General features: G+C 50.5%; 27 protein-coding genes and 1 other annotated feature. Of the genes, 1 reads left to right on the top strand and 26 read right to left on the bottom strand.

Going from position 1 to position 26,535, the window contains the following annotated elements; all coding sequences use genetic code 11:
* Positions 1–19 precede the first annotated feature (19 nt).
* The 19 genes from rpoB to AC58P5_RS26990 form a co-directional block, all read right to left on the bottom strand.
* Positions 20–3,556, bottom strand: a complete 3,537-nt coding sequence (gene rpoB / locus AC58P5_RS27080; RefSeq protein ID WP_497392107.1) for a DNA-directed RNA polymerase subunit beta — start codon at positions 3,554–3,556, stop codon at positions 20–22.
* A gap of 419 nt (positions 3,557–3,975) precedes the next feature.
* Complete coding sequence (locus AC58P5_RS27075) at positions 3,976–4,575, bottom strand: class I SAM-dependent methyltransferase (protein WP_497392105.1); 600 nt, start codon at positions 4,573–4,575, stop codon at positions 3,976–3,978.
* Between the two features lie 150 nt (positions 4,576–4,725).
* Positions 4,726–5,091 carry a 50S ribosomal protein L7/L12 gene (gene rplL / locus AC58P5_RS27070; protein ID WP_009674515.1) on the bottom strand — a complete coding sequence of 122 codons (366 nt, stop codon included), beginning with the start codon at positions 5,089–5,091 and terminating at the stop codon, positions 4,726–4,728.
* A 45-nt stretch (positions 5,092–5,136) separates the two neighbouring features.
* Entirely contained in the window at positions 5,137–5,646 is a 510-nt protein-coding gene (gene rplJ, locus AC58P5_RS27065) for a 50S ribosomal protein L10 (protein WP_497392103.1), read from the bottom strand.
* Between the two features lie 62 nt (positions 5,647–5,708).
* Positions 5,709–5,858 (bottom strand) — a sequence feature (ribosomal protein L10 leader region).
* 59 nt (positions 5,859–5,917) lie between these two features.
* A complete protein-coding gene (rplA, locus tag AC58P5_RS27060) occupies positions 5,918–6,610 on the bottom strand; it encodes a 50S ribosomal protein L1 (protein WP_497392101.1) in 693 nt (230 codons plus the stop codon).
* 77 nt (positions 6,611–6,687) lie between these two features.
* Positions 6,688–7,113, bottom strand: coding sequence for a 50S ribosomal protein L11 (rplK, locus tag AC58P5_RS27055; RefSeq protein ID WP_103998020.1), 426 nt, complete (start codon positions 7,111–7,113; stop codon positions 6,688–6,690).
* A 179-nt stretch (positions 7,114–7,292) separates the two neighbouring features.
* Positions 7,293–7,826, bottom strand: coding sequence for a transcription termination/antitermination protein NusG (gene nusG, locus AC58P5_RS27050; protein WP_009674510.1), 534 nt, complete (start codon positions 7,824–7,826; stop codon positions 7,293–7,295).
* A 22-nt stretch (positions 7,827–7,848) separates the two neighbouring features.
* On the bottom strand, positions 7,849–8,061 hold the full coding sequence (gene secE / locus AC58P5_RS27045) for a preprotein translocase subunit SecE (protein ID WP_103998021.1): 213 nt from the start codon (positions 8,059–8,061) through the stop codon (positions 7,849–7,851).
* Between the two features lie 18 nt (positions 8,062–8,079).
* Complete coding sequence (rpmG, locus tag AC58P5_RS27040; RefSeq protein ID WP_082211310.1) at positions 8,080–8,229, bottom strand: 50S ribosomal protein L33; 150 nt, start codon at positions 8,227–8,229, stop codon at positions 8,080–8,082.
* A gap of 253 nt (positions 8,230–8,482) precedes the next feature.
* Complete coding sequence (gene sigH, locus AC58P5_RS27035; protein WP_009674492.1) at positions 8,483–9,127, bottom strand: RNA polymerase sporulation sigma factor SigH; 645 nt, start codon at positions 9,125–9,127, stop codon at positions 8,483–8,485.
* A gap of 130 nt (positions 9,128–9,257) precedes the next feature.
* The gene (locus tag AC58P5_RS27030) at positions 9,258–9,770 is read right to left on the bottom strand and encodes an NYN domain-containing protein (protein WP_497392098.1); all 513 of its coding nucleotides are present in this window, start codon (positions 9,768–9,770) and stop codon (positions 9,258–9,260) included.
* A 6-nt stretch (positions 9,771–9,776) separates the two neighbouring features.
* Positions 9,777–10,514, bottom strand: coding sequence for a 23S rRNA (guanosine(2251)-2'-O)-methyltransferase RlmB (gene rlmB / locus AC58P5_RS27025; protein ID WP_497392096.1), 738 nt, complete (start codon positions 10,512–10,514; stop codon positions 9,777–9,779).
* Positions 10,515–10,541: 27 nt separating this feature from the next.
* Positions 10,542–11,138, bottom strand: coding sequence for a Mini-ribonuclease 3 (locus AC58P5_RS27020; RefSeq protein ID WP_497392094.1), 597 nt, complete (start codon positions 11,136–11,138; stop codon positions 10,542–10,544).
* A complete protein-coding gene (gene cysS / locus AC58P5_RS27015; RefSeq protein ID WP_497392092.1) occupies positions 11,123–12,520 on the bottom strand; it encodes a cysteine--tRNA ligase in 1,398 nt (465 codons plus the stop codon). Before cysS ends, AC58P5_RS27020 begins: the two co-directional genes overlap by 16 nt.
* On the bottom strand, positions 12,501–13,172 hold the full coding sequence (cysE, locus tag AC58P5_RS27010; RefSeq protein WP_497392090.1) for a serine O-acetyltransferase: 672 nt from the start codon (positions 13,170–13,172) through the stop codon (positions 12,501–12,503). Before cysE ends, cysS begins: the two co-directional genes overlap by 20 nt.
* Before the next feature lie 374 nt (positions 13,173–13,546).
* A complete protein-coding gene (gene gltX, locus AC58P5_RS27005) occupies positions 13,547–15,001 on the bottom strand; it encodes a glutamate--tRNA ligase (protein WP_497392088.1) in 1,455 nt (484 codons plus the stop codon).
* Positions 15,002–15,052: 51 nt separating this feature from the next.
* The gene (gene ispF, locus AC58P5_RS27000; protein ID WP_103998026.1) at positions 15,053–15,538 is read right to left on the bottom strand and encodes a 2-C-methyl-D-erythritol 2,4-cyclodiphosphate synthase; all 486 of its coding nucleotides are present in this window, start codon (positions 15,536–15,538) and stop codon (positions 15,053–15,055) included.
* A gap of 4 nt (positions 15,539–15,542) precedes the next feature.
* Positions 15,543–16,244 carry a 2-C-methyl-D-erythritol 4-phosphate cytidylyltransferase gene (gene ispD / locus AC58P5_RS26995; protein ID WP_497392086.1) on the bottom strand — a complete coding sequence of 234 codons (702 nt, stop codon included), beginning with the start codon at positions 16,242–16,244 and terminating at the stop codon, positions 15,543–15,545.
* Between the two features lie 98 nt (positions 16,245–16,342).
* Positions 16,343–17,389: a PIN/TRAM domain-containing protein gene (locus tag AC58P5_RS26990; protein WP_497392084.1), complete on the bottom strand. Its 1,047-nt coding sequence runs from the start codon at positions 17,387–17,389 to the stop codon at positions 16,343–16,345.
* Positions 17,390–17,552: 163 nt separating this feature from the next.
* On the opposite strand from AC58P5_RS26990, the gene AC58P5_RS26985 reads away from it, so the two are divergent.
* Positions 17,553–17,948: a DUF1573 domain-containing protein gene (locus AC58P5_RS26985; RefSeq protein ID WP_497392082.1), complete on the top strand. Its 396-nt coding sequence runs from the start codon at positions 17,553–17,555 to the stop codon at positions 17,946–17,948.
* 122 nt (positions 17,949–18,070) lie between these two features.
* Here the strand turns inward: AC58P5_RS26985 and pssA are convergent, their stop codons facing one another.
* The 7 genes from pssA to AC58P5_RS26950 form a co-directional block, all read right to left on the bottom strand.
* Positions 18,071–18,817, bottom strand: coding sequence for a CDP-diacylglycerol--serine O-phosphatidyltransferase (pssA, locus tag AC58P5_RS26980; protein WP_497392080.1), 747 nt, complete (start codon positions 18,815–18,817; stop codon positions 18,071–18,073).
* Positions 18,818–18,903: 86 nt separating this feature from the next.
* On the bottom strand, positions 18,904–19,983 hold the full coding sequence (gene disA, locus AC58P5_RS26975; protein ID WP_497392078.1) for a DNA integrity scanning diadenylate cyclase DisA: 1,080 nt from the start codon (positions 19,981–19,983) through the stop codon (positions 18,904–18,906).
* A 114-nt stretch (positions 19,984–20,097) separates the two neighbouring features.
* On the bottom strand, positions 20,098–21,465 hold the full coding sequence (gene radA / locus AC58P5_RS26970; protein WP_497392076.1) for a DNA repair protein RadA: 1,368 nt from the start codon (positions 21,463–21,465) through the stop codon (positions 20,098–20,100).
* A 157-nt stretch (positions 21,466–21,622) separates the two neighbouring features.
* Positions 21,623–24,070: an ATP-dependent protease ATP-binding subunit ClpC gene (gene clpC / locus AC58P5_RS26965; RefSeq protein ID WP_497392074.1), complete on the bottom strand. Its 2,448-nt coding sequence runs from the start codon at positions 24,068–24,070 to the stop codon at positions 21,623–21,625.
* Between the two features lie 46 nt (positions 24,071–24,116).
* Positions 24,117–25,145 (bottom strand): protein-arginine kinase McsB, encoded by a 1,029-nt coding sequence (gene mcsB, locus AC58P5_RS26960; protein WP_497392162.1) that lies wholly within the window; start codon positions 25,143–25,145, stop codon positions 24,117–24,119.
* An 87-nt stretch (positions 25,146–25,232) separates the two neighbouring features.
* On the bottom strand, positions 25,233–25,751 hold the full coding sequence (gene mcsA / locus AC58P5_RS26955) for a protein-arginine kinase activator protein McsA (RefSeq protein WP_103998033.1): 519 nt from the start codon (positions 25,749–25,751) through the stop codon (positions 25,233–25,235).
* A 12-nt stretch (positions 25,752–25,763) separates the two neighbouring features.
* Positions 25,764–26,225, bottom strand: a complete 462-nt coding sequence (locus AC58P5_RS26950) for a CtsR family transcriptional regulator (RefSeq protein ID WP_009674502.1) — start codon at positions 26,223–26,225, stop codon at positions 25,764–25,766.
* Positions 26,226–26,535: the final 310 nt, after the last annotated feature.

The raw sequence follows: 26,535 nt of genomic DNA, 5'->3' as shown, positions 1-26,535 counted from the left end.
TTTCCTCTATCAGTTGCAGCTATTCGACTCCAATTTCTGTCCCTTCAAGGTTCAGATTAAGCTTGTCACTGGTCGTATCTTCCTCATCATCGAGTTCTTTCATCTCGATTTCCTCTTCGTCGCCGGACAGGATTTTAACGTCCATACCTAAGCTTTGAAGCTCTTTGATCAATACTTTAAACGATTCCGGAACACCCGGCTCCGGCACGTTCTCGCCTTTGACGATAGATTCGTACGTTTTAACACGTCCAACCACGTCATCGGACTTCACGGTCAGGATTTCCTGCAGCGTGTAAGCCGCGCCGTAGGCCTCTAGGGCCCACACTTCCATCTCCCCGAAACGCTGTCCGCCGAACTGCGCTTTACCGCCCAGAGGCTGTTGTGTAACGAGAGAGTACGGACCTGTGGAACGGGCGTGGATTTTATCGTCGACCATGTGCGCCAGTTTAATCATGTACATGACGCCAACGGTAACTTCGCGTTCAAAAGCATCGCCTGTGCGGCCGTCATAAAGCTTGGTTTTACCGTTACGCTGCATGCCGGCTTCTTCCATCGTATCAAACACGTCGTACTCGCGAGCTCCGTCGAATACCGGCGTGGCCACGTGGATACCGAGCGCTCTGGAGGCCATACCCAAATGGACTTCCAGTACTTGACCGATGTTCATACGCGAAGGTACGCCCAACGGGTTCAGTACGACTTCTACAGGCGTTCCGTCCGGCATGAACGGCATATCTTCCTCAGGGAGGATACGCGCGATAACCCCTTTGTTACCGTGACGTCCGGCCATTTTATCACCCTCGGAGATTTTACGCTTCTGGGCAATGTAGACACGAACGAGCTGGTTAACGCCCGGAGGCAGTTCGTCGCCGTTCTCGCGTGTAAATACTTTCACGTCTACGACGATACCGTCGGTTCCGTGAGGAACACGCAGGGAGGTGTCTCTTACTTCACGCGCCTTCTCACCAAAGATCGCATGCAGGAGACGTTCTTCTGCCGTCAGCTCCGTCACGCCTTTCGGCGTTACTTTACCGACCAGAATGTCGCCTGCGCCGATTTCGGCACCGACGCGGATAATTCCGCGCTCGTCGAGGTTCTTCAGAGCATCTTCGCCGACATTCGGAATGTCGCGAGTAATCTCTTCCGGACCGAGCTTCGTATCCCGGGCTTCGGACTCGTATTCTTCGATGTGAATGGAAGTATACACATCTTCTTTCACAAGTCTTTCGCTCAGAAGGATCGCATCCTCATAGTTGTAACCTTCCCACGTCATGAAGGCCACGACTACGTTACGGCCAAGAGCCAGTTCACCCTGTTCCGTCGAAGGACCATCGGCAAGGATATCGCCTGCTTTAACAAGCTGGCCCTTTTGAACGATCGGACGCTGGTTGATACACGTACCTTGGTTGGAACGCATAAACTTATGAAGCTTATGTTTGACGAGATTGCCATTCACTAACTTGCCGTCCACCAGTTCCTGGCGGCGCAGCCAGATTTCGTTTCCGGCAACTTTTTCAATAATTCCGTCATGTTTGGCAACAATACAAACACCGGAGTCTTTAGCCGACTTATGCTCCATCCCGGTACCAACAAGCGGGGCCTTAGGAATAAGAAGCGGAACAGCTTGACGCTGCATGTTCGAACCCATGAGAGCACGGTTGGAGTCATCATTTTCCAAGAACGGAATCAATGCGGTCGCAACCGATACGACCTGCTTCGGAGAAACGTCCATGTAGTCAACGCGTTCTTTAGGCAAAGTCAAGATATCATCTTTATAACGAACGATAACACTGTCATTGACGAATGTTCCTTCTTCCGAAAGTTCCGCATTCGCTTGAGCAACGACATAGTTATCCTCTTCATCCGCTGTCATATACACGATTTCTTCCGTGACCACACCGGTCTTCGGATCCACGTGGCGGTAAGGAGCCTCAATAAAGCCGTACTCGTTGATCCGCGCGAAGGTGGACAAGGAGTTGATCAACCCGATGTTCGGACCCTCCGGCGTTTCAATCGGACACATCCGGCCATAGTGGGAGTGATGGACGTCACGGACTTCAAAGCCCGCGCGTTCACGCGTCAAACCACCGGGACCCAATGCGGACAGACGACGTTTGTGCGTCAGTTCAGCCAACGGGTTGGTCTGGTCCATAAACTGCGATAGTTGGGAGCTTCCGAAGAACTCTTTAATCGCGGCAATAACCGGACGTATGTTGATCAGAGCCTGTGGTGTAATGACGTTTGCATCCTGAATGGACATACGCTCACGAACCACACGTTCCATACGGGACAAACCGATACGGAACTGATTCTGAAGCAGTTCCCCAACAGAGCGGAGACGACGGTTACCGAGATGATCGATATCATCCGTGTTTCCGATTCCGTGAAGAAGGTTTATAAAGTAGTTAATGGACGAAATGATATCGGCCGGTGTAATGTTCTTAACGGACTTGTCAATGACAGCGTTAGAAATTACCTTGACTACTTTACCGTCTTCGATCGGGGAGTACACATCGATAGTTTGAACCGGAATGATCTCTTCTCCGGCAACTCCGTTAGGAACGGAGTAATCTTTAAATCCGATCTTCTTCTCCAAGAAAGGCAGCACTTCGTCAAGCAGACGGCGGTCAAGCAGTTGACCTGCTTCTGCAACGATTTCGCCTGTTTCCGGATCGGCAAGAGTCTCGGCAAGACGCTGGTTGAACAAGCGGTTCTTAATATGAAGCTTTTTATTGATTTTGTACCGGCCCACGTTTGCGAGATCGTACCGCTTCGGATCGAAGAAACGCGCTACAAGCAGGCTTCTTGCATTATCCAATGTCGGAGGCTCACCCGGGCGTAGACGCTCATAAATTTCAATCAGCGCTTTGTCCGTTGAATCGGTGTTGTCTTTGTCGAGCGTATTACGTATATATTCATTGTCGCCAAGAAGATCAAGAATCTCGGCATCGGTTCCGAATCCAAGTGCACGCAGAAGAACGGTAACCGGAATTTTACGTGTGCGGTCGATTCTCACATAAATGATATCTTTCGCATCCGTCTCTAATTCCAGCCAAGCTCCCCGGTTAGGAATAACCGTAGCCGTGTAAGTCTTTTTACCGTTCTTATCCACTTTAGTGCTATAATAGACGCTAGGAGAACGAACGAGCTGGGAGACAATTACACGTTCAGCACCGTTAATAATAAAGGTTCCGGTTTCGGTCATGATCGGGAAATCGCCCATGAACACTTCCTGTTCCTTTACTTCTCCGGTTTCCTTATTGATCAGACGTACCTTCACCCGAAGCGGTGCAGCGTAGGTTACGTCCCGCTCTTTGGATTCGTCCACGGAATACTTAGGCTCTCCTAAGCTGTAGTCAATAAACTCAAGCACTAGATTTCCCGTAAAATCCTGAATCGGTGAGATATCTAAAAACATCTCCCGCAATCCTTCATCCAAAAACCATTCGTATGATTTTTGTTGAATTTCAATCAGGTTGGGGATGTCCAGCACCTCATTAATTCGAGCATAAGTCCTGCGTTTGCGTCGTCCAAATTGAACAAGATGTCCCGCCAACTTCATTCACCCCTTAAGTCTACTCAGTTCATAAAAATAAATAAGAAAAACTTCTATCGACGTACACTTCAGGCGGCGCCGTCTTGTGTGGTGGCACCCCCTTAAGGAAGGGCGTCTAAGCCGGGCGCACGCTAAGGTTGGACATCTCCGATCTTGTCAGAGAGCCCGTCCGAAGAAGCGACTGCAATGGATGGAGGTTTTTCTTGTTGATCCGCATCATTATGACTAGTACTACTATTTTGTTAGAATTTCCTAAAATTTCAACATTATACTCAACGTTTGAAATTTTATTCATTTCTCTCCAAAAAAAATGCTTGACATTTTCTTAAACGAAAGACATCAAGCCCATCTTAATACTGACATTTTTTAATGATACCATATCGGGATTGTCAAGTCAAACTTTTTTCTTAAACACTTGACTATTTCCTAAAGGCCCGTAATATGCGGTAGCCTTTATCTTTGGCAACCTCGTCAGCCTCTCCGAAAAGCTCTTCCATCTTAGCCAATGCCGACGGCGATCCTTGTTTCTTCTGAATAACCACCCACAAAGCCCCTTCGGGATTCAGACACTCGTAAGCCTGCTCAAAAATGGCATGCACGGTTTGTTTGCCAGCCCGTATCGGCGGATTCGTCAGCACTACATCGAATTTTTTCGCCTGTACGGCCTCCAGCTTATCGCTTTGAAATACGGAAACATTCCGGATCCCGTTGCACTCCGCGTTTTGCCGTGAAAGTTCGATAGCCCTTTCGTTGATATCTACCATCGTTACATGGCCGGCCGGGCATTTAAAAGCTGCACTCAGTCCGATCGGTCCATATCCGCAGCCCACATCCAAAATACTAGCCTTTGTCGGCAGTAGCATGGTTTCAATTAGCAGACGGCTGCCAAAATCAACCTCGCTTTTGGAAAAAACGCCGGCGTCCGTCATCAATCGGAGCTTGCGATCCCCCACTTGAAACTCTATTTCCCGAACATCGTGTTTCACTGTCGGTTTTTGCGTATAGTAGTGATCCGTCACTGCCATCGCTCCTTTGTATTCAAGTCACTCTGCCTATCCTAGAATACCCGGAATTATGGAGCTCTACATGAACCGCATGCAAAAAGCTCTATAAATTCAAAAGAAACCTCTTGAAGCCAGGCTTCAAGAGGTTTCTCGTGTAAAGCAAAATTATTTCACTTCGATGGAAGCTCCAGCTTCTTCGAGTTTTGCTTTTACTGCTTCTGCTTCTTCTTTGCCTACTTTTTCTTTGATAGGCTTCGGTGCGTTGTCAACCAGGTCTTTTGCTTCTTTCAGACCAAGACCAGTGATTTCGCGAACAACTTTGATAACGTTGATTTTGGAAGCACCAGCGTTGTTCAGGATTACGTCGAACTCGGATTGCTCAGCAGCTTCAGCACCGCCAGCAGCGCCGCCCATTACTGCAACTGGAGCTGCAGCAGTGACGCCAAATTCTTCTTCGATTGCTTTAACCAGATCGTTCAGTTCAAGAACTGTCATGCCTTTAATGGCTTCCAAGATTTGCTCGTTACTCATGGTTAAACCTCCATTATATTCATTTGAATGATTTTTGGGTAAAAATTAAGCTTCCGCTCCGCTTTCTTGCTTTTCAGCCACAGCTTTAACTGCAAGAGCGAAGTTGCGCACAGGTGCTTGAAGCACGCTGAGGAGCATGGACAGAAGACCTTCGCGGGAAGGCAGGTCTGCCAGCGCTTTGATTTGAGTTACATCCACAACTTTACCTTCAACAACGCCCGCTTTAATGCTCAGGCTCTCGTTTTTCTTAGCAAAGTCGTTAAGGATTTTCGCTGCAACGACAACGTCTTCTTTGCTGAACGCGATAGCAGTCGGTCCTGTCAGATGCGCATCCAGTTCCGTCAGCTCAGCGTTAGCAGTTGCACGTCTTACCATCGAGTTCTTAAGAACTTGGAATTCTACGCCTGCTTCACGTAGTTGTTTACGAAGTTCCGTTACTTGCGCAACGTTAAGACCACGATAGTCCGTTACGATTGTGCAGGAGCTTGCACGTAGTTTGTCCGACAAGTCGGATACGATCTGCTCTTTTTCTGCTAAAATCTTTGCGTTTGCCATAGGTACACCTCACTTCTTGTCAATCTGGTTTTCACCGAATCTATTACAAGCATTTCCGCAGCCTAAGCATAAGAAATGCCTTCGTAGACTCTACGAAGGCATGACACTTCCGGTATAACCCGAACTTATATCATAACACCTCGGCAGGACATTAAGCTGTTTGGGATGCTCCCATCGGCACCTGCTGTCTACGGTCTATATATTCGTTTGTTAAACTAACGACCTCAGTTATATTATCACGTTCGACAGCAGATGTCAACCGTAGAATAACTTATCTGAAGGATTGAAGGTTCACGCGAACGCTCGGGCCCATTGTGGAGGAAATTGCAACGCTCTTCAGGTATACACCTTTAGCAGCGGCAGGTTTCGCTCTGAGCAGTGCGTCGATCAGCGCTTTGAAGTTCTCGGAGAGCTTGTCAGCGTCGAAAGATACTTTGCCGAGTGGAGCATGAATTTGTCCTGCTTTATCCAGGCGGTACTCGATTTTACCAGCTTTGATCTCTTGAACAGCTTTGGTAACGTCGAAAGTTACGGTACCTGCTTTAGGGTTAGGCATAAGGCCTTTACCACCGAGCAGACGTCCGAGCTTACCAACTTCACTCATCATGTCAGGAGTAGCTACGCAAACATCGAATTCGAACCAACCTTGCTGGATTTTGTTGATCATATCCTGATCGCCTACAAAATCAGCGCCAGCTGCTTCTGCTTCTTTAGCTTTTTCGCCTTTCGCGAATACGAGGACGCGCTTAGTTTTACCAGTACCGTGCGGAAGTACAACTACGCCGCGGACAGCCTGGTCCTGTTTTCTTGGGTCAACGCCAAGACGAACAGCAATATCAACTGTTTCATCAAATTTCGCCGGAGCTGTTTTCTTAACAAGCTCAATCGCTTCAGCCGGCTCATAAAGTGCATCGGCAGTAACCTGCTTAGCCACTTCGTTATATTTCTTACCGTGTTTAGCCATTTGTATTCCTCCTCTGTGGTCGTAACGGATTGCCCTCCCACTGTTTTGCGGCTTCCCGGGGAAGCCTACGAATCGAATTAGTCTTCGATCGTGATGCCCATGCTGCGAGCAGTACCTTCAACCATCAGCATTGCAGCCTCTACGGATGCAGCGTTAAGGTCAGGCATTTTCGTTTCAGCGATTTCGCGAACTTTCGCACGCTTAACCGTTGCAACTTTCTTCTTGTTCGGTTCGCCGGAACCTTTTTCGACGCCAGCTGCGATACGAAGAAGTACGGCTGCCGGAGGCGTTTTCGTTTCGAATGTGAACGAACGGTCCTCGAATACAGTGATAACAACCGGAATGATCAGACCCGCTTGATCAGCAGTCTTAGCATTGAACTCCTTACAGAAAGCCATGATGTTCACGCCAGCTTGACCCAGAGCAGGACCGATTGGCGGAGCAGGATTCGCTTTCCCTGCAGGAACCTGCAGTTTCACCATTTTAATTACCTTTTTTGCCATGTGTGATGACACCTCCTTGCACGTAGTGTGGTTCGACGGGATCATTTCCCTCCCACCAGCAAAAGCCCATCCGCGAAAGAAACAGATCTGGCTAAGCTTTTCTTAAGGAACCAGCCAGAATCAGCAACCTGATTCCGCAAGAGAAACTTCCTCAATAGAGGGATTTGAATCGATGCAGTCTACAGTTTCTCCACCTGATGGAACTCAAGCTCCAGCGGAGTCTCTCGACCAAACATATTGACATGAACCTTGAGCTTGCTTTTGTCTGCAATAATTTCTTCGACAGTGCCGACGAAATTCGCAAAAGGACCTACCTTCACGCGAACCGTTTCCTTCAGATCGAAATCGATCTTCGGTTTCGGTTCTTCCATTCCCATATGTTTCAGAATAGATTCGACTTCTTCCGGAAGCAACGGAGTCGGTTTAGAGCCGGAACCCGTGGAGCCTACAAAGCCGGTCACACCAGGCGTGTTGCGGACAACATACCAGGAATCGTCGGTTTGAATCATCTCTACGAGCACGTATCCGGGATAAACTTTACGCATGACGGTTTTCTTCTTGCCGTCTTTGTTTACCAGCTCTTCCTCCATGGGTACGAGTACGCGGAAGATCTTGTCCGCCATATCCATAGATTCAACGCGCTTCTCCAAATTGGCTTTGACTTTGTTCTCGTAACCTGAATAGGTATGAACGACATACCATCTTTTTTCCATATTTGCCACCTAGTTCCTGAATTTATTTGAAGACAAGCCGCAGCAACTCAGAGATCCCCAGGTCGAGCAAGAAAAAATAGACAGTCACGAAAGCCACCGTCACAAGGGTAACGGTCGTATAGCTGATCATTTCCTTGCGTGTTGGCCACTTGACCTTCTTCAGTTCGCTCCAGCTTTCAGTAAAAAACGAGAACGAGGAGCCGAAACCCTGCTTCATTTTAGCTAAGAAAGCCACGCACTACACCTCCACAGACTATCTGGTTTCGCGATGAGCGGTATGTTCATTGCAATATTTGCAGAATTTCTTGAACTCCATACGGTCTGGATGGTTACGCTTGTTCTTGTTGGAAGTATAGTTCCGTTGCTTGCAGTTCGTGCAAGCTAGCGTCATAACAACTCGCATGTGTTACACCTCCCGTATCAGGATATACCCTTTTTTGCGCACAAAAAAAAGCGATAGGGCTACCTGCAATACTTTAACATAACCGGTATGGGGTGTCAAGGATAACATCCTGCCCCGCGCAAAGCAAAAAACCCTTTCCCGACCCGGGTTCTCTTCTCATTATCGACCAGCCGACATTCCCTTAAACGTGCGTATTTCCAACATCCACTGGCGACAAAAATAAAAACACCCATTCACCGAAAGGGTGCCTCATCTATAAATCGCGTACTTCCAAGTAACGCTCCAACTTGCGTTTGACTCGCTGCAGCGCATTGTCAATCGACTTCACGTGCCGGTCCAGATCCACCGCAATTTCCTGATAAGATCTTCCATCCAAATAGAGCATAAGCACACGGCGTTCCAGATCACTCAGAATTTCGCCCATCTTGTCTTCGAGTCCGCTGAATTCTTCCTGATTGATAATCAGTTCTTCAGGGTCCGTAACCTTCGAGCCGCAAATAACGTCCAGCAGCGTACGGTCCGAATCCTCGTCGTAGATAGGCTTGTCCAGCGAAACGTAAGAGTTAAGCGGGATATGCTTCTGGCGGGTCGCCGTTTTAATAGCCGTAATGATCTGCCGCGTAATGCACAACTCTGCAAACGCTTTGAATGACGATAGCTTGTCTCCACGGAAATCACGAATCGATTTATATAAACCGATCATGCCTTCTTGCACGATATCTTCGCGGTCAGCGCCGATAAGAAAATACGAACGGGCTTTAGCGCGCACAAAATTGCGATACTTGTTGATCAGATACTCGAGCGCGTCGCTGTTGCCGCAATGGACAGCGTCGACGATGTCTTCGTCAGTCTTGAGATCGTAATCGGTCATTCTAAGCTCTTTGAGGTCGACACTCACCAACAATCCCTCCGGCCTGCAAAACTACCAATTTTGCTAAAAAAGGATAGGATAAGTATACATTATGTAATCTTACATCGTCAATGCAAACGGACATTCTTTTTCCAGACTTTTTCAAAAGTGTCTGATGTTACTTTCCCCGTCTCCATTTCTCGAAGATCTCCCGCATTTCCTCATTTAGCTTGCTGTCAAAGGTGTTTCGGCCGCTCTCGGCCTCTTCCCGGATACGTTTGCGGACCTCCGTGCGGCTCTGTTTGATTTTGACGAAAAGTTCGGAAGCCGGCAGACGAAGCGCGCCTTTGCCGAATATCACATGCTGCTCGGTCATATCGGAGGTCGCCACGTAAATCTGACGGCGCCGGCCGGTCAGTTGGGTAACGAGACGCTCGATGAGTTCGTCAGCCGTTTCCTTCTCTTTCGTATACAGAACGCTGAGTCTGCTCTGCACATAAGTTTTGCCCAGTCCAGGAACCTGGTATGCGTCAAAAACCAGATATACCTTTACGCCGGAGAAAGACTGATATTCCGCCAATAGGATGATGAGCCTGTCTCTCGCCTCTTCCAGACTGCGGTCGCGCAGCTGCTTCAGCTCGGGCCAGGCTCCGATGATATTGTAGCCGTCCACAATCAGGAATTCTTTCATACGAGGTTATCCCGTAGTACGTTGTCTGACTACCTCGTACATCAATACTCCGGCGGCTACGGATGCATTGAGCGAATTCACTCGTCCATGCATCGGCAGCTTCACGAGAAAGTCGCACGATTCCTTGATCAGGCGACCGACTCCGCGGCCTTCGTTGCCGATAACCAGAGCCAGCGGCATTTTAAAATTGCTGCGGTATACGTCGTCAGCCGCACTCACGTCCGTGCCCGCTATCCAGACACCGCGTTCTTTCAGATCGGCGATGGTCTGGGAAATATTCGTCACGCGGGCTACGGGCACATATTCCACCGCCCCGGCCGATGTCTTCGAGACGGTTGCGGTCAAGCCGACAGAGCGCCGCTTGGGAATGATGACGCCGTGCACGCCGGTGCAGTCCGCCGTACGGAGAATGGATCCGAGATTATGCGGATCCTCGATCTCGTCGAGGATCAGAATGAACGGATCCTCTCCTTTGCGCTCGGCGCGCGCCAAGATGTCGTCCACGCTGGCGTAATCGTATGCCGCCACCTGGGCAACGACGCCTTGGTGCTGCAAATCCGGAGCAAGCTGGTCGAGCTTGCGCTTGTCGGCTGTCTGCACGATGACGCCGAGCTTTTTGGCTTCCGCGGCAACGGGCTGGGCCAGCTGCTTCTGGGCGGACTCGCTCAGCCATATTTTATGAATGGTGCGGCCGGAGCGCAGCGCTTCGAGCACCGAGTGTTTACCGCCGATGTATTCTTCCATGGTCGTGCCTCCTATAATAAGTTCTGCTTAAAGTTTGTGTGCATCGGACGGCGCTTCCCCATTCGGAGCTGCTCCGGCTGCCTCCGGCCCGCCGGAAGCGTCCGATTGAAACCTTACGGTGCCGGTGTCCGTTCCGCCAGTCTGATTTGAAGTGCTGCCCGCTTCGGACTCCGGAGCCGTAAGAGCCGCAATTTTCTCCGGCGCCAGCGAGGCTTCCATGATATAGTTCAGGCGTTCATACGCCTGCTTATAGTACAAATAGCCGATCAGGGATTCGAATGCGGTGCTGTGCCGGTATTCCAGCACATCCGCATTTTTGGGCGTCGAACCGGATTTGGCGTTGCGTCCGCGCTTGACTATGCCCGTTTCTTCTTCCGTAAGAAGAGGCATCAGCGCCTGGAGAGCTTTCGATTGCCCCTTGGCCGATACATGGCGCGTAGCGGCGCGGTGCAGATGATTCGGGCGCTGGTTGGGCATGGAGATGACGTACTGGCGGATAAACATCTCATATACGGCATCCCCGACGTAAGCAAGGACTAACGGGTTGATCAGTTCCGGCTTCTGGGAAGGCGGGTACCGGAACAGCTGCGGATTCAGCTTATCGGAATTCATTTCCGGCGCCAACGGATACCCTGCGGTGTATCTTCGAGATAGATGCCCTTCTCTGTAAGCAGGTCGCGGATTTCATCGGCGCGCGCCCAGTTTTTCGCCCGTCTCGCCTCATTGCGCTCTTCAATCAGTCCATCGATTTCCTCGTCCAGCAGTTCATCCTCTTCTCTTGCCAGGATACCGAGTACGGAATCGAAATTGCGGAAGCGGCCCATGATCAGTCTGAGCGTAGCCGCCGATACCCGCTCCTGCTGGAGCACCCGGTTGGCCTCCGTGACAAGATCGAAAACAGCAGTGATCGCGTCGGGAGTATTGAAATCGTCGTCCATTTTCGAAATAAACTGGGCTTCAATTTCTTTCACGCGTGCCTCCACCTGATCATCCAGCGCATCTTCCTGAGCGATGCCGAGACGGTGTTTCAGGTTGGTCACACAATTCTGGATACGGTCCAATCCGTTGCCGGCCTGCGTTAACCCGTCTTCGCTAAAATTAAGCGGATTCCGGTAATGGGAGGACAGCATGAAGAAGCGGAGCGTCTCCGGCTTGATCTTTTTGGCGATCTCTCTGATCAGCACTCCGTTGCCGAGGGATTTGGACATTTTTTCGTTATCGATATTGAGGAATTCGTTGTGGAGCCAGTATTTCGCCATCGGCTTGCCCGTAATGGCTTCCGTCTGGGCAATTTCGCACTCATGGTGCGGGAACGTCAGGTCTACGCCGCCGCCGTGAATGTCGATCGATTCTCCCAGGTATTTGTGCACCAGCGCGGAGCATTCGATGTGCCAGCCCGGACGCCCGTTGCCCCAAGGACTGGACCAGAATACCTCTCCCGGTTTTGCCGCTTTCCAAAGAACAAAATCCTGCGGATTTTCCTTGCGCTCATCCACTTCGATGCGGATTCCGTACTGAAGCTCATCCAGATTCTGATGCGACAGCTTTCCGTATTCTTTAAAACGGGAGGTCCGGTAGTATACATCTCCGCCGTTCTCATAAGCGAAGCCCTGCTGCACCAGCGAATTAATGAAGGTGATAATGATCTCCATGTTGTCCGTTACCCGCGGATGAATAGTGGCCGGCTCGATACGGAGGGTTTTCATATCTTCCATATAGGCGGCGATAAAACGGTCGGCCAGCTCCTGGACGGTCTCCCCTGTTTCTTCTGCTTTGCGGATCAGCTTATCGTCCACGTCCGTAAAGTTCACCACGTAGGTCACTTCGTAACCGACATAGGTTAAATAGCGGCGGACGACATCGAAGAAAATCGCCGGGCGTCCGTTGCCGATATGAATATAGTTATATACGGTCGGGCCGCACACGTACATTTTCACCTTGCCCGGTTCAAGAGGTTTAAATTCTTCTTTTTCTCTTGACATCGTATTAAACATTCTGAGTGTCATGCTCCCTAACGCCTCCATTCTTGATCTTCTCTTCTTCTAATTGTTCCCTTAATTCGTCGATTTGCACCTGTAAAGTGCGGCAAAGATCAAGTACCGGATCGGGCACGTTGCCGTGATCCAGCCGGTTGACCCGGATTCCGTCCCTTTTCACAATCTTTCCGGGAATGCCCACTACCGTAGAGTTTGCGGGAACTTCCTTAAGCACGACCGCATTGGCCCCGATCATCGCATTGTCTCCCACTTTGAAGGAGCCCAGTATCTTAGCCCCGGAGGAGATAACCACCTTACTGCCGATCGTCGGATGCCGTTTGCCTTTCTCTTTACCCGTCCCGCCGAGCGTGACTCCCTGATAAAGAATAACGTCATTGCCGATTTCACACGTTTCGCCAATCACTACCCCCATCCCGTGATCAATAAACAGCCTTTCGCCGATTGTGGCTCCCGGGTGGATTTCTATACCAGTCATAAAGCGGCTGAACTGCGAAATGATACGTGCCGCCGCGAATAACTTGCGGGTGTAGAACCAGTGAGCAACCCGATGCGCCCAAATGGCATGGAGCCCGGAATAAGTAAACACAACCTCGAACCAGCTTCGGGCGGCAGGATCATTATCGAAGACGGCTTTTATATCAGAACGTATGGTTTTCCACAAGGTTCATCACCTTCTTATTCGTTTCTGGGATGCTTAGCTCCTACCAACTGCTCCTGGCAAAAAATCAAAAAGCCTCCGCAGCCGTAAGGCTGCAGAGGCGTATAATCGCGGTTCCACTCTGCTTGGTGACTGTGAAGTCTCCCAACTCTGCGCTGTTAACGGGTACGACCCGGCTGAACCTACAGATGGACAACCATCATTCGGCGCAGCAGCTCACAGGTGCATTTCCTCATAAAGGGATCGGATAACTTTCAGCCTTGCGGGGGTGCCGCTCGGTTATCCTCTCTGGAGATTCCGTCTTATGGGTACTCTCCTGTTCGGCGCTGTTCATAAACGTATAAAGTTGGTATCAGTATAGCTCAAAAGAGACAGCTTTACAATAAGGCGCGGAGCCGTTCCTGCACTTTTTCGCGGCCCAGCAGATGGATGGTCTTGTTCAGGTCTCTTCCGTGCATCTGTCCCGTTAAAGCTACGCGAATGGACATAAAGAGCTGTTTGCCCTTATAGCCGGTTTCCGCCTGCACGGCTTTAAGCAGCTTCTGCACATTTTCCGGCGCCAGGCTGTCGGCCGCTTCCACTTGTTTCAAGAAGCTTTGCACCACGGCCGGCACATGTTCTTCGGCAAGCAGCGCGGCCGCTTCATCGTCGAAATCCAGCTTTTCCCGGAAAAACAGCTCGGCGAGATCGACGATCTCCGCAGCGTAACGAAGCTGTTCCTGATACAAACCGACGAGTTCGGTCGCCCAGCGCTGCTGATCTTCCGAAAGTTCCACCGGTATAAGTTCCGCTTTCTGAAGGTGAGGAATAGCCAGTCCGGCGATTCTTTCGAGCGGCGTCTGTTTGATGTAATGATTGTTCATCCAGTTGAGCTTGTCCATATCGAAGACGGCCGGGCTTTTGGAAACACGGTCCAGATCGAATTGTTCCACAAGCTCTTCCAGCGTGAACATCTCCACTTCGCCTCCGGGAGACCAGCCCAGTAAAGCGATGAAATTCACGACGGCTTCCGGCAGGTAACCCAATTCGCTGTACTGCTGTACGAATTGAATGATGGACTCGTCGCGCTTGCTCATTTTTTTGCGATCCGGGTTAAGGATCAGCGAAAGATGCGCAAAATCTGGTACCGGCAGGCCGAGTGCCTCATACAGCATGATCTGGCGCGGCGTGTTCGTCAGATGCTCCTCGCCCCGGATGACGAGGGAGATTTTCATGAGGTGGTCGTCTAATATAACGGCAAAGTTGTAGGTCGGAATTCCGTCGGGACGGACGATGATGAAATCGCCGATTCCGTTCGTTTCGAATTCGACCGCTTCGCGTACTTTATCTTTAAATGCGATAGTCTTATCCTTCGGTACGTGGAAACGGATAGAAGGCTTGCGCCCTTCCGCTTCGAACTCCGCCTTCTGTTCGGCGGTCAGATGGCGGCATCTTCCCGAATACTGCGGAGTTTCTCCGCGCGCTTCCTGCTCTTCCCGTTCGCGCTCGAGCTCCTGCTCGGTGCAGTAGCAGGGATACGCGTTCCGCTCGTTCAGCAGCTGATCGATAAACGGCTGGTACAGGCCCAGACGTTCCATCTGACGGTAAGGAGCGTACGGACCGCCGATGTCGACGGATTCGTCCCATTTCAGCCCCAGCCAGCTTAAGCCGTCCAGCTGATTCTGTACACCGGACTCGACATGGCGGGTCTGGTCTGTATCTTCGAAGCGGACCACGAATTGGCCGCCGTTTTTACGGGCAAGCAAATAATCGAATAAAGCGGTACGTGCTCCACCGATATGAAGATGTCCGGTCGGACTCGGTGCGTAACGTACGCGGAGTGGGGTACTCATGGTATTAGCCTCTCTTCCGTTTTCCCTTACGGGATCCTTTGAAATAATAATTTATGATAGCACACCTTTTATCAAACAAACAACCGACTGCGCCGCGATTCCTTCGCCTCTTCCGGTAAAGCCGAGCTGCTCCGTAGTGGTCGCTTTTACGTTCACCTGCTCCAGTTCCGCGTCCAGCGCCCGGGCAATAATTTCCGCCATTTGCGGAATATACGGAGCCATTTTGGGTTTCTGCGCGATAATGGTGGAATCTACGTTACCGAGCCGGTAACCGCGTTCTCTGGCCAGGGACCAGACCCGCTTCAGCAGCACCAGGCTGTCCGCATCCTTGAATTCGGCAGCCGTATCCGGGAAATGCTTGCCGATATCGCCCAAGCCCAGTGCCCCTAGGATCGCGTCGGTAATGGCGTGAAGCAGCACATCCGCATCCGAATGCCCCAGCAGCCCCTTCTCATACGGAATCGTAACGCCTCCGATAATACATGGACGCCCCTCCGCCAACTGATGCACATCAAATCCTTGTCCTACTCGAATCATCTGTCTATTCTCCTCTCCTGTTGCCTAACAACCATTCCGCCCATGGCAGATCTTCGGGGGTGGTGATTTTGATATTCGCATAGTCCCCTTCGACGACATGCACCGTATGCCCCGCCCGTTCCACGAGCATGGCATCGTCCGTGCCGAGAAATCCGTTTCGGGCTGCCTCTTCATGCGCTTCTTTTAAAAGAGAAAACCGAAAAGCCTGCGGCGTTTGGATCGCCCACAAGCTTTTACGGTCGGGTGTGGACATGATCTGGCCATCCTCACTCACGACCTTGATCGTGTCTTTAACGGGAACGGCGAGCACAGCCGCACCGGCATCTATGGCTTTGTCCAGACAGGCGCATACCTGCTCTTCGGTAACGAGCGGGCGGACGCCGTCATGGACAAGCACCCAGCGCGTGTCCGCACCGAGCGCCTCAAGCCCGGACCGGACGGAGTCCTGCCGTTCTGCGCCGCCGGCTATGACCCGGCTGACTTTATGCAGCCCGTAGCGGGCGGCGTACGATTCGCAGCGCGGGACATCCGCTTCCCCGGTCACCAGCACGACGGAATCAATGCGGGCGATCTTCTCGAACAGCTCCAGCGTATGTACCAAAATCGGCTTGCCCGCCAGCTCCAGATATTGTTTGCTTTCCGCCGTCCGCATTCGTGAACCTCTGCCTGCCGCAACGACGATGACGCCGACTTTATTCACCTGCATACCTCCGGTTACCACCGGGTTTTGCTGCTGCAGCCCTTTCCTCTGCTTTAACGCAACAAGCTGCAGCCCCAGCGAAATACTCTCCCTATGATAACCCTTTATTGCGCTTTTTCCAAGAGCTTGGGCTTCGCGAAGATCATACGTCCCGCTGACGTTTGAAGGACACTTGTAACCATTACCTCAAGCAGGGAGCCGATGAAGTCCCGTCCGCCTTCCACGACGATCATGGTTCCGTCATCCAGATACGCTACCCCTTGTCCATGCTCTTTACCGTCCTTGATGACCTGAACCAGAATCTCTTCGCCGGGGAGAACAACCGGTTTTACGGCATTCGCTAGATCGTTGATGTTCAGAACGGATACGCCCTGGAGCTCACAAACCTTGTTCAAGTTATAATCGTTGGTGATCACTTTGCCTTGCAGCACCTTGGCGAGCCGGATAAGTTTGCTGTCCACCTCGGAAATTTCTTCGAAGTCGCCTTCGTAAATAAGAACTTTCACGTCAAGTTCCTTCTGAATCTTATTCAAAATGTCCAATCCGCGTCTACCCCGATTACGTTTGAGCAAATCGGAGGAATCCGCAATATGCTGCAGCTCCTCAAGGACGAATTCCGGAATAACCAGCGTTCCTTCAATAAATCCGGTTTTGCAAATGTCCGCAATCCGCCCGTCTATGATCACACTAGTATCGAGGATCTTATGCTCTTCCGGCATTTTCCCTTTGCCGCTTCCGCCGTCTTTCCGGCTGCTCAAAAGTTCGGAAATTTCCTCTTTCTTGTCGTATCCGATCCGGCCGCCCATGACGGCCAGAATAACGGTAGTCATACCCGCCAATACCACATGAACCCGTTCAAGCGCCGGGAATACCAGCACGGCTGCAAGCAGCCCCACGATCGTACCGAATGCGGCGGGGATCAGATCGGAAGCCGGCATTTGCGACAAGCTGTTTTCTCCGCGCTGCACCAGTCTTAAAATAAGGCCCATGCCTAACCACGACACGATAAACATCCCGACAAAGCCCGCTCCTGCTGCTGTGTAACCCGCAACCGCTCCACCGTTGATTCCCGATAATTGAATAATGGCATCACTCCACCCGTAACCGAGCGCACCACCTAAGACGGCAATAATCCATTGAATCCATTTCATCTTACGGATTCACCTCCATCATTCAAAGTAAGAGGATCCTTTCCTCCTGTTACAAGTATGTTCCAAATGTTGGATGTATAAACACATAGGAGGTCTTAGATTGCCTCGCTATCTCAATTTCTATATAATGAGGTGGAGACGAAACTAAAATGAGGTGCATGAGATGAGTGCCCTGTCCCTGAAAGATTTCCAGGAACAAGTTGGTGAACTGCTGCTTCGCCATCGCAGCCTGCTTGATGTATTGTCCAAATTCCAACAATCCAATGCCGGTGTGAACCGCTCTGTCATCAAATCGATTACCGAATGCGGCTGTATTGAAGTCAATGCCAAGAAACAGGAGTATTCTCCCGAAATGACATTGGATCAGGCTAAAATCGAGCTGCAAACCCATTTGGAAGGCCAACTGTGCGAACACTGCATGGAGGCGATTTCCACTGAAATCGGTAAGCACCTTTTTTATCTTTCCGCTCTGAGCAATCTTCTTGATGTAAATTTGGAAAAAGTGCTCGAAGACGAATCGAAAAAATGCTCGACACTCGGATTTTTTAATATGTCTTAGATAGAAGAAAAAAGCATGTATTCTCCTCCGCAACCCGGATGAAAATAGATGCTTTTTTTGTACTTCCTAATACCGATTCACGGCAAAAAAAGAAACAGGAAGCTTAGGCTCCCTGCTCTTTTTTATAAATGAGTTTTAGAATTCGCCAGATCCTCGGTCTTTTCCATGCCTTTATGCTTTCTGCGGCGAAGAACGAAGAGGCGATCAACGTTTTTTTTTAAGCCATAGAGCGCATAAATCACAAGCGGTATGAAAATCATTTTGGAAATGAACGATGGTTTGCTGATTCCGATAATGACGGCAATGATCACAATGATCGGTGTAATCCAGATAGCGGCTTTGGGAATGCCCGCTTTCTTGAAGTTCGGATATTTGACGTTGCTCACCATCAGATAGGAAAGCAGCACTGTGCTGACCAGCAACACATAGACGTTTAGCTCGTTGTGGAACAATGCCAGCGTTGCAAGTATGCCGCCTGCTGCCGGAATAGGTAAGCCGATAAAGTAACCCGGTGTACCTGCCACCACATTAAACCGTGCCAGACGAAGAGCTCCGCAAATCGGGAATATTGCCGTTACGACCCAAGCTGCCGCGGCAGGGCGGATATCGCCGAATGCGACAACGTACATAATGAATGCCGGTGCTACACCGAACGAAATGACATCCGACAATGAATCCAGTTCTTTACCAAACTCACTCTGCGCGTTGAGCGCACGAGCAACTCGTCCATCCAGACCGTCGAGCAGCATAGCCACAATGACAAGTACGGCCGCTGTATCCGGTCTTTCGTTAAAAACGAGAATAATGGCCAGAATGCCTAAAAACAGATTCCCAACAGTAAACAAGCTAGGAAGCGATTTGGTTATCATATTAGTTTAGTCCACCTCTAAATATACTGTACCCCATTAAAACAACGTGATCCAACCCATATTTATACTTTATGATTGTATGCAATTTAAATATGCCTGTCAATTAATACTTGCTCCTGAATTCTGCGCAGCCCTTCTTTGATCGCTCTAGCCCGAACCTCTCCGATTCCGTCTACCTCATCCAGTTCTTCGATTGTCGCCACCGTGATATGAGGCAGGTGACCGAACTTTTCCACCAAATTAGAGATAATGATGGAAGGAAGCCGCGGGATTTTATTGAGTACCCGGAATCCTCTTGGAGAAACGAGTTCCTCCGATACGGCGTTGGTGTGCGGATAGCCGAGCAACCGGATAATGTGGTGCGGATCAAGCAATTCTTCGGAAGACAGCCGCTTGAGCCCCAGCAAAATATCTTTGATCTTCTCTTCGGTGAGTTCCCGGACGTAATCCTTTAAGAGCAGACGCACTTCCAGCTCCGTATTTCCGACCAGCTCTTCGAGCTGCATGGAAATCAGCCTTCCTTCGGTTCCAAGCTCCGTAATGTACTTGTTGAGCTCGTTCTTGATACGCAGCACCATCTCCACCCGCTGAATGGCATTGGTGACATCATGCAGAGTCACAAGCTCTTCGAACTCGGAAGCACCCAGATTGATCAAGGACTGATCCAGTTCCGTCTTGTATCGTTCCATCGTCTGAATCGCCTGATTCGCCTTGGTCAGAATGACCCCGATATCCTTGAGGGAATACCTCAGGTTTCCTTGATACAAGGTAATAATGTTCCGGCGCTGGGAAATAGACACAACCAGTTTGTTTGTCTGCTTGGCAACCCGCTCGGCCGTACGGTGCCGGATTCCCGTCTCGGTCGACGGAATCGAAGAGTTCGGAATCAGTTGGGTATTCGCATATAAAATTTTCTTGGCATCTTCATTTAAAATGATAGCTCCGTCCATCTTAGCCAATTCATACAAGTAGTTTGGCGTAAAATCGCAGTCGATTGAAAATCCGCCGTCCACGATTTCCATGACTTCCGGAGTACATCCGACGACAATCAAGGCTCCCGTCTTGGCACGAAGCACGTTCTCGAGCCCATCGCGGAAAGGCGTACCCGGAGCGACCAGCTGGAGCAGTTGGCTCATGACGTCTCGTTTAGTTTCTTCTTTGCTCATGTTAATCCTCCTGAAGCATTTCCGTTCTGTTAGCCGAGCGTGTTCACGCTATGCCTTGTTTTCAATAGATCCGTCTTGCGAGGCCGGGGTAATCCGGCTGGACGGGCTTTCAAACTAGCCCAATGCTGCTTTTAAAGCTTCGGATACTGTGCTTACGCCGACCACTTCGATGCCTTGAGGAGCCGTCCAGCCCTTGAGACTTTTCTCAGGCAGAATGATGCGCCGGAAGCCGAGCTTCTGCGCTTCCTTGACACGCTGGTCGATACGAGATACGCCGCGGACCTCTCCCGTGAGGCCGATCTCGCCGAACACGGCATCGTAAGCTTGGGTCGGCTGCTCTTTGAAGCTGGAGGCGATGCTTATCGCCACAGCAAGATCGACAGCCGGCTCATCGAGCTTGACTCCACCGGCTACGTTCAAATAAGCGTCCTGGCTCTGAAGGAACAAGCCGACCCGTTTCTCCAGAACCGCCATAATGAGCGACAGCCGGTTATGGTCGATTCCCGTAGCCATTCTTCGCGGAGACGGGAAGTTCGTCGTCGAGACAAGCGCCTGAATCTCGACCAGGACCGGTCTCGTTCCTTCCATACTGGCGACGACCGTCGATCCGGCTACGCCAAGCGGGCGCTCGGACAGGAACAGCTCGGACGGATTGCTCACTTCGGCCAGCCCGGTCTCCCGCATTTCGAAGATGCCGATTTCGTTCGTTGAACCGAACCGGTTTTTGACCGCACGCAAAACGCGATAGGTGTGGTGCCGTTCCCCTTCAAAATAAAGCACACAGTCCACCATGTGTTCAAGCAGACGCGGTCCTGCAATGGCGCCTTCCTTGGTCACATGGCCGACGAGAACCGTCGCTATATTCTTAAGCTTAGCTATGCGCATGAAATGGCTTGTGCATTCACGTACTTGGGAAACGGTGCCCGGGGCGGAAGATACGCTTGGATGGTAGACGGTCTGAATGGAGTCGATGACCAGAAAATCCGGCTGGACCTCCTGGATCGCCTCTTGAACCACTTCCATATTCGTTTCGCAGAGCACGTATAGATTCGGTGAAACGGCATCCAGCCGGTCCGCGCGAAGCTTCGTCTGACGAATCGATTCCTCGCCTGAAATGTATAAAACCTTCCGCCCCTCTTTGGTCAGCGAGTGCGAGGTTTGCAGGAGCAGGGTCGATTTCCCTATACCGGGGTCTCCCCCGACCAGAATGAGCGAACCGGGCACGAACCCGCCGCCCAAAACGCGGTTGAGCTCGCCATTATCCGTAAGCACACGCTGCTCTACGCTGCTTTCTATGTTTATGATCGGAGTCGGTTTTTCTTTCGTCCGCAGAAAAGAAGAATTCATTCCTTGCGTCTTGACAACCGTCTCTACTTCTTCGGCAAAACTGTTCCACGCTCCGCAGCCGGGACATTTGCCGAGCCACTTCGGGGTTTCATACCCGCACTGCTGGCAGATGAATTTCGTTTTTGTTTTACTCATGGCGCGAAGTTCCCCTTCTCTTTCTACGCGTAAAACGGGCAAACCGTTCCAGCGTCATTCAAAGTTTACCATTTTTGCGAATGCTATGAAAGTACTTGGCAAAAGAAAAAGCATTTTGCGGTACAGCTGCATACCGCAAAATGCTTGATTTTATACCTTACTTGGACTGCGTCATCGCTTCTTCGTTCCGAAGAACAACAAGTGCGCCGTCTTTTTCGTCTATAGTAAGGGAGTCGCCCTTGGAAATGCTTCCTTTGAGAAGCTCCTCGGAGAGACGGTCCTCAATGTGTTTCTGGATGGCCCTGCGGAGCGGCCTTGCTCCATAGCTTGGATCAAAACCTTCTTTAGCCAGGAAGTTCTTCGCGTTATCGGTGAGCATAAAGTCGACTTCCTGTTCTTTCAGACGTTTGCGGAGCTCGTCGGCCATGAGAGTGACGATTTCAGCAATGTGCTTCTCGTCCAGAGAGTGGAAGACGATAATTTCGTCGATCCGGTTCAGGAACTCCGGACGGAAGCTTTTCTTCAGCTCGTTCATGACTTTGTCCTTCATGTTGTTGTAATCTTTGCCAGAATCTTGGACAGCCGTAAAGCCGAGCGTCGAATTTTTCTTGATCGTATCGGCGCCCACATTGGACGTCATGATGATCAAGGTGTTGCGGAAGTCAACCGTACGGCCTTTGGAATCGGTAAGGCGTCCGTCTTCCAGCACTTGCAGAAGGATATTGAACACTTCCGGGTGTGCTTTCTCGATTTCATCAAGCAGGACGACGGAATAAGGCTTGCGGCGTACTTTTTCAGTCAATTGCCCGCCTTCTTCGTAGCCTACATATCCCGGAGGCGCCCCTACGAGACGGGACGTGGAGTGTTTCTCCATATATTCGGACATATCAATGCGGATAACGGCATTTTCGTCTCCGAACAGGGATTCCGCCAAAGCACGGGCAAGCTCGGTTTTACCTACACCGGTTGGACCCAGGAAGATAAAGGAACCCATCGGACGCTTCGGATCTTTCAGACCCGCTCTTGCTCGGCGGATTGCGCGGCTGACCGCTTTAACCGCTTCTTCTTGACCGATTACACGGTTGTGAAGAATTTCTTCCATTTTGAGAAGACGCTCGGTTTCCTCTTCAGCCAGTTTGCGCACTGGAATTCCGGTCCAGCTTGCAACCACCTGGGCGATGTCGTCCGGAGTAACCTCCGTATCCATGCGTCCCTGCTTCTCTTTCCAATCGTTCTTCGTGCTGTCGAGTTCTTCGCGCAGCTTCTGCTCGGTATCACGCAAAGAAGCGGCTTTCTCGAACTCTTGGCTTTGAACAGCCGCGTCTTTCTCCTTGCGGATGTTTTCGAGCTTTTGCTCCAGCTCTTTCAAGCTAGGCGGTACCGTATAAGAGTGAAGCCTTACTTTAGAGCTCGCTTCATCGATCAAGTCGATTGCCTTGTCAGGCAGGAACCGATCGGGGATATACCGATCCGACAGCTTAACGGCTTCCTCGATAGCTTCATCGGTGATTTTTACCCGGTGATGCGCCTCATAACGGTCGCGCAGTCCGTGAAGGATTTGAATCGCTTCTTCCGGAGTCGGCTGATCCACCGTAATCGGCTGGAAGCGGCGCTCCAGAGCGGCATCCTTCTCGATGTATTTGCGGTACTCATCCAAAGTAGTGGCCCCGATGCACTGCAGTTCGCCGCGGGCCAAAGCCGGCTTCAGAATGTTAGAGGCATCGATCGCACCCTCTGCACCGCCGGCGCCGATCAAGGTATGCAGCTCATCAATGAAGAGAATGATGTTCCCTGCCTGGCGGATCTCATCCATGATCTTCTTCAGACGATCTTCAAATTCACCGCGGTATTTGGTGCCTGCCACGACAGAACCCATATCTAGCGTCATTACACGCTTATCTTTTAACGTTTCCGGAATTTCATTGTTGATGATCTTTTGGGCGAGGCCCTCGGCGATAGCCGTTTTACCTACACCTGGCTCCCCGATCAGAACAGGGTTGTTTTTGGTACGCCGGCTGAGAACCTGAATAACACGCTCGATTTCTTTGGAACGTCCGATAACCGGATCCAGGTTGCCTTCTTTGGCGATAGCCGTCAGATCTCTCGCGAGACTGTCCAGCGTAGGCGTATTGACATTGTTGCCGCTGCCGTGATTGCTCGAAACAACCTCGCTGCTTCCAAGAAGCTGCAGGACCTGCTGGCGGGCTTTGTTCAAGGAAATGCCCAGGTTGTTCAGCACGCGCGCCGCAACCCCTTCGCCTTCGCGGATAAGACCGAGCAGGATATGCTCCGTGCCTACATACGTATGGCCAAGCTTTCTGGCTTCGTCCATCGAAAGTTCAATGACCTTTTTGGCACGCGGTGTGTAAGCGATATTGGAGGGCTGCTCTTGTCCGCGGCCGATTAATGATTCGACCTCATCTTGAATTTTTTCAAGTCCGAGTCCGAGAGCCACCAGCGCTTTGGCCGCAATGCCTTCGCCTTCGCGAATAAGGCCCAGCAAGATATGCTCTGTACCTATATTGTTGTGACCCAGGCGTACTGCTTCTTCCTGTGCAAGGGAAAGAACTTTCTGTGCACGTTCCGTAAATCTTCCAAACATCATACTTAGCACCTCCATTGTAATTTCGAACGAAAGTCGTATAGTACCATTAAACGTTATGACACGGCTTGAATCGTTCCCTAATGATTTGGGCACGCCGGATATCCCGGTCGTCAGGAGATAACAGCTCCCCTGCTATTTGCTGCAAAAAGCCTGGTTGTGTCATCACGAGAAGCTCATTCATGGTGTGTGTGGGAACTTCCCCCACTAAATTAAGATCTATGCCAAGGCGGACATCGGATAGCCGCTGTGCCGCTTCCTTGGAATCGATAATCGAAGCGTGAGTCAGAATTCCGTATGACCGCATAACGCGGTCTGTTATACGTATTCGGGATTCCTGCATGAGTTGCCTTCTTGCGGCACGCTCGTGTTCGATAATCTGTTTGGCTACGCTATATAGATTATCAATGATTTCATCTTCGGACTGGCCGAGCGTAATTTGATTGGAAATCTGAAATAAATTTCCTAACGCTTCACTTCCTTCGCCATATAGACCCCGGACTGTCAGGCCAACCTGTGAAACCGCCGATAGAATTCGATTGATTTGCTGGGTCAAAACAAGAGCGGGCAGATGCATCATGACCGAAGCCCTTATACCGGTTCCCACATTCGTAGGACAGCTGGTCAAGTAACCGCGTCTTTCGTCAAAGCCGTAGTCGAGCTGGGATTCGAAAATATCGTCAATCTGGTTCGCCAGATCCCAGGCCTCTTTAATTTGGAATCCGGGACAAAGACATTGAATCCGAAGATGATCCTCTTCATTCACCATTATGCTGATAGATTCGTTGTCATTAAGGATAACGGCTCCGTTCCGCGATTCGGTTGCCAGATTCGGGCTGATCAGGTGTTTCTCTACCAAGATCCTCCGCTCCAATTCATTCAGTTCCGAGAGCGGTACATGCGTGAAGTCGCTGATCGTTTTTAAATCTTCATTGCCCAGTACAGCTGAAACTTTCTCAAGCACTTCCGCGGACTGCTGGTTCGTGGCCAACATCGGAAACGGATAATCCTGCAGATTCCGCGCTATACGGATGCGGCTGCTGATCACAATATCCGAATCGGGACCGTCCCCTTTCATCCATTCGCTTAATGCTTCCTTGACAAAATGTCTCAAAGAGGAACCCTCCTTTTCTCCAAGTTCAAAGGTTTGAGGCGGGCTTCGAAGTTAACTGCTGCCGGCTGACTTCTTATCGAGGTCGCGAATACGGTCTCGCAGTTGAGCCGCTTTCTCGAATTCTTCCTGTTCGATGTGCGTCTGAAGTTCTTTCTTGAGACGCTCCACCTCACGCTTCTGCTCGATCTCCTGTCCGGAGCGTTTCGGCACTTTGCCGACATGCTGCGTATTGCCGTGAACCCGCTTAAACAGAGGATCCAGTTTATCCTGAAAGCTTTCATAGCAGTGGCTGCAGCCGAAACGTCCCAGTTTGCTGAACTGTGAATACGTAAGTCCGCAGTGTTCGCATCTTATCGGACGCGCTTTGCTTGAGACCGTTCCGGAGGAAGGATCGAAGTCGAGCAGGCCCGAAAGCAGATTGTGAATGGAGAAACCTCCCGGCGTACCGGGGATTAGCTCCCCCTTTTCTTTGGCGCATGTTTCACAGAAGTGAAACTCTGTCTTCTCACCATTAACAATTTTCGTAAAATGAAGCGTTGCGGGCCGTTTGCCGCATTCTTGACAAAGCACGTCAACCCCTCCTTATTTGCTCAGTAAGGATATCAGCATCGCCTTTAAAATCCGGGCACGGACTTCGTCCCTCAAAGGAAGCTTAAACTGAAGCACATCCCGCGATATTGCCGCTTTAATGATGGCAGCTTCCCTCCGGCTGATCAACCGCCCTTCTTCCAGACGGTAAATCAATCCTTCGGCCGACGCTTGATCTATACTTTCACGAATGGTAGTCATGATGGTGTCCAGCAGTGAACCGTAGGCGTTTAATTCGATCTTCTGAATCCGGATATAACCTCCGCCTCCGCGCTTGCTTTCCACCACGTAGCCTTTTTCAAGGGTAAATCGTGTGCTGATGACATAATTGATCTGAGACGGCACACACTGAAATTGATCAGCGAGCTCGTTCCGCTGGATCTCAATGGACCCTTCGGGGCTTTGCTGCAGTATATGCTTTAAATATTGCTCGATAATCTCGGAAACATTACGCATCAATTCAGCCTCCCGTTGTTGAGAAGTAAATTGACTTTGACTTTCTTTGACCTTAACTCAATTATAATCATTTCCATATTACTTTGCAAGTACCTGATAACCAGTTAAGGCGAACTTCCTCTCTTTAGTTTTAACGCTATCCCGAAAAATATGCAAATACAGCAAAAAACCTCTATGAAATTAATTCATAGAGGTTTTAGTTGCTCCCTGAAAACTAGCAGCGAAACGTGCAATCGATCCATCCAAAGATCTTGTGGTGCATTCGTACGGCGGTTAGCCGAAGAGATGCTTCCGATGCGGCCTTTCCTGT

Source organism: Paenibacillus sp. JT31N7, assembly GCF_059692095.1.
The sequence above is the reverse complement of the archived record's forward strand: the minus strand, read 5'-3'. Positions and strand labels throughout refer to the sequence as shown.

Bases quoted from the DNA above. Each gene is read 5' to 3' on its own strand.
- rplL (WP_009674515.1), bottom strand. From the start codon at position 5,091: ATGAGTAACGAGCAAATCTTGGAAGCCATTAAAGGCATGACAGTTCTT.
- rplJ (WP_497392103.1), bottom strand. From the start codon at position 5,646: ATGGCAAACGCAAAGATTTTAGCAGAAAAAGAGCAGATCGTATCCGAC.
- rplA (WP_497392101.1), bottom strand. From the start codon at position 6,610: ATGGCTAAACACGGTAAGAAATATAACGAAGTGGCTAAGCAGGTTACT.
- rplK (WP_103998020.1), bottom strand. From the start codon at position 7,113: ATGGCAAAAAAGGTAATTAAAATGGTGAAACTGCAGGTTCCTGCAGGG.
- nusG (WP_009674510.1), bottom strand. From the start codon at position 7,826: ATGGAAAAAAGATGGTATGTCGTTCATACCTATTCAGGTTACGAGAAC.
- rpmG (WP_082211310.1), bottom strand. From the start codon at position 8,229: ATGCGAGTTGTTATGACGCTAGCTTGCACGAACTGCAAGCAACGGAAC.
- AC58P5_RS27030 (WP_497392098.1), bottom strand. From the start codon at position 9,770: ATGAAAGAATTCCTGATTGTGGACGGCTACAATATCATCGGAGCCTGG.
- rlmB (WP_497392096.1), bottom strand. From the start codon at position 10,514: ATGGAAGAATACATCGGCGGTAAACACTCGGTGCTCGAAGCGCTGCGC.
- cysS (WP_497392092.1), bottom strand. From the start codon at position 12,520: ATGACACTCAGAATGTTTAATACGATGTCAAGAGAAAAAGAAGAATTT.
- gltX (WP_497392088.1), bottom strand. From the start codon at position 15,001: ATGAGTACCCCACTCCGCGTACGTTACGCACCGAGTCCGACCGGACAT.
- ispF (WP_103998026.1), bottom strand. From the start codon at position 15,538: ATGATTCGAGTAGGACAAGGATTTGATGTGCATCAGTTGGCGGAGGGG.
- ispD (WP_497392086.1), bottom strand. From the start codon at position 16,244: ATGCAGGTGAATAAAGTCGGCGTCATCGTCGTTGCGGCAGGCAGAGGT.
- AC58P5_RS26990 (WP_497392084.1), bottom strand. From the start codon at position 17,389: ATGAAATGGATTCAATGGATTATTGCCGTCTTAGGTGGTGCGCTCGGT.
- AC58P5_RS26985 (WP_497392082.1), top strand. From the start codon at position 17,553: ATGAGTGCCCTGTCCCTGAAAGATTTCCAGGAACAAGTTGGTGAACTG.
- pssA (WP_497392080.1), bottom strand. From the start codon at position 18,817: ATGATAACCAAATCGCTTCCTAGCTTGTTTACTGTTGGGAATCTGTTT.
- disA (WP_497392078.1), bottom strand. From the start codon at position 19,983: ATGAGCAAAGAAGAAACTAAACGAGACGTCATGAGCCAACTGCTCCAG.
- radA (WP_497392076.1), bottom strand. From the start codon at position 21,465: ATGAGTAAAACAAAAACGAAATTCATCTGCCAGCAGTGCGGGTATGAA.
- clpC (WP_497392074.1), bottom strand. From the start codon at position 24,070: ATGATGTTTGGAAGATTTACGGAACGTGCACAGAAAGTTCTTTCCCTT.
- mcsB (WP_497392162.1), bottom strand. From the start codon at position 25,145: ATGAAAGGGGACGGTCCCGATTCGGATATTGTGATCAGCAGCCGCATC.
- AC58P5_RS26950 (WP_009674502.1), bottom strand. From the start codon at position 26,225: ATGCGTAATGTTTCCGAGATTATCGAGCAATATTTAAAGCATATACTG.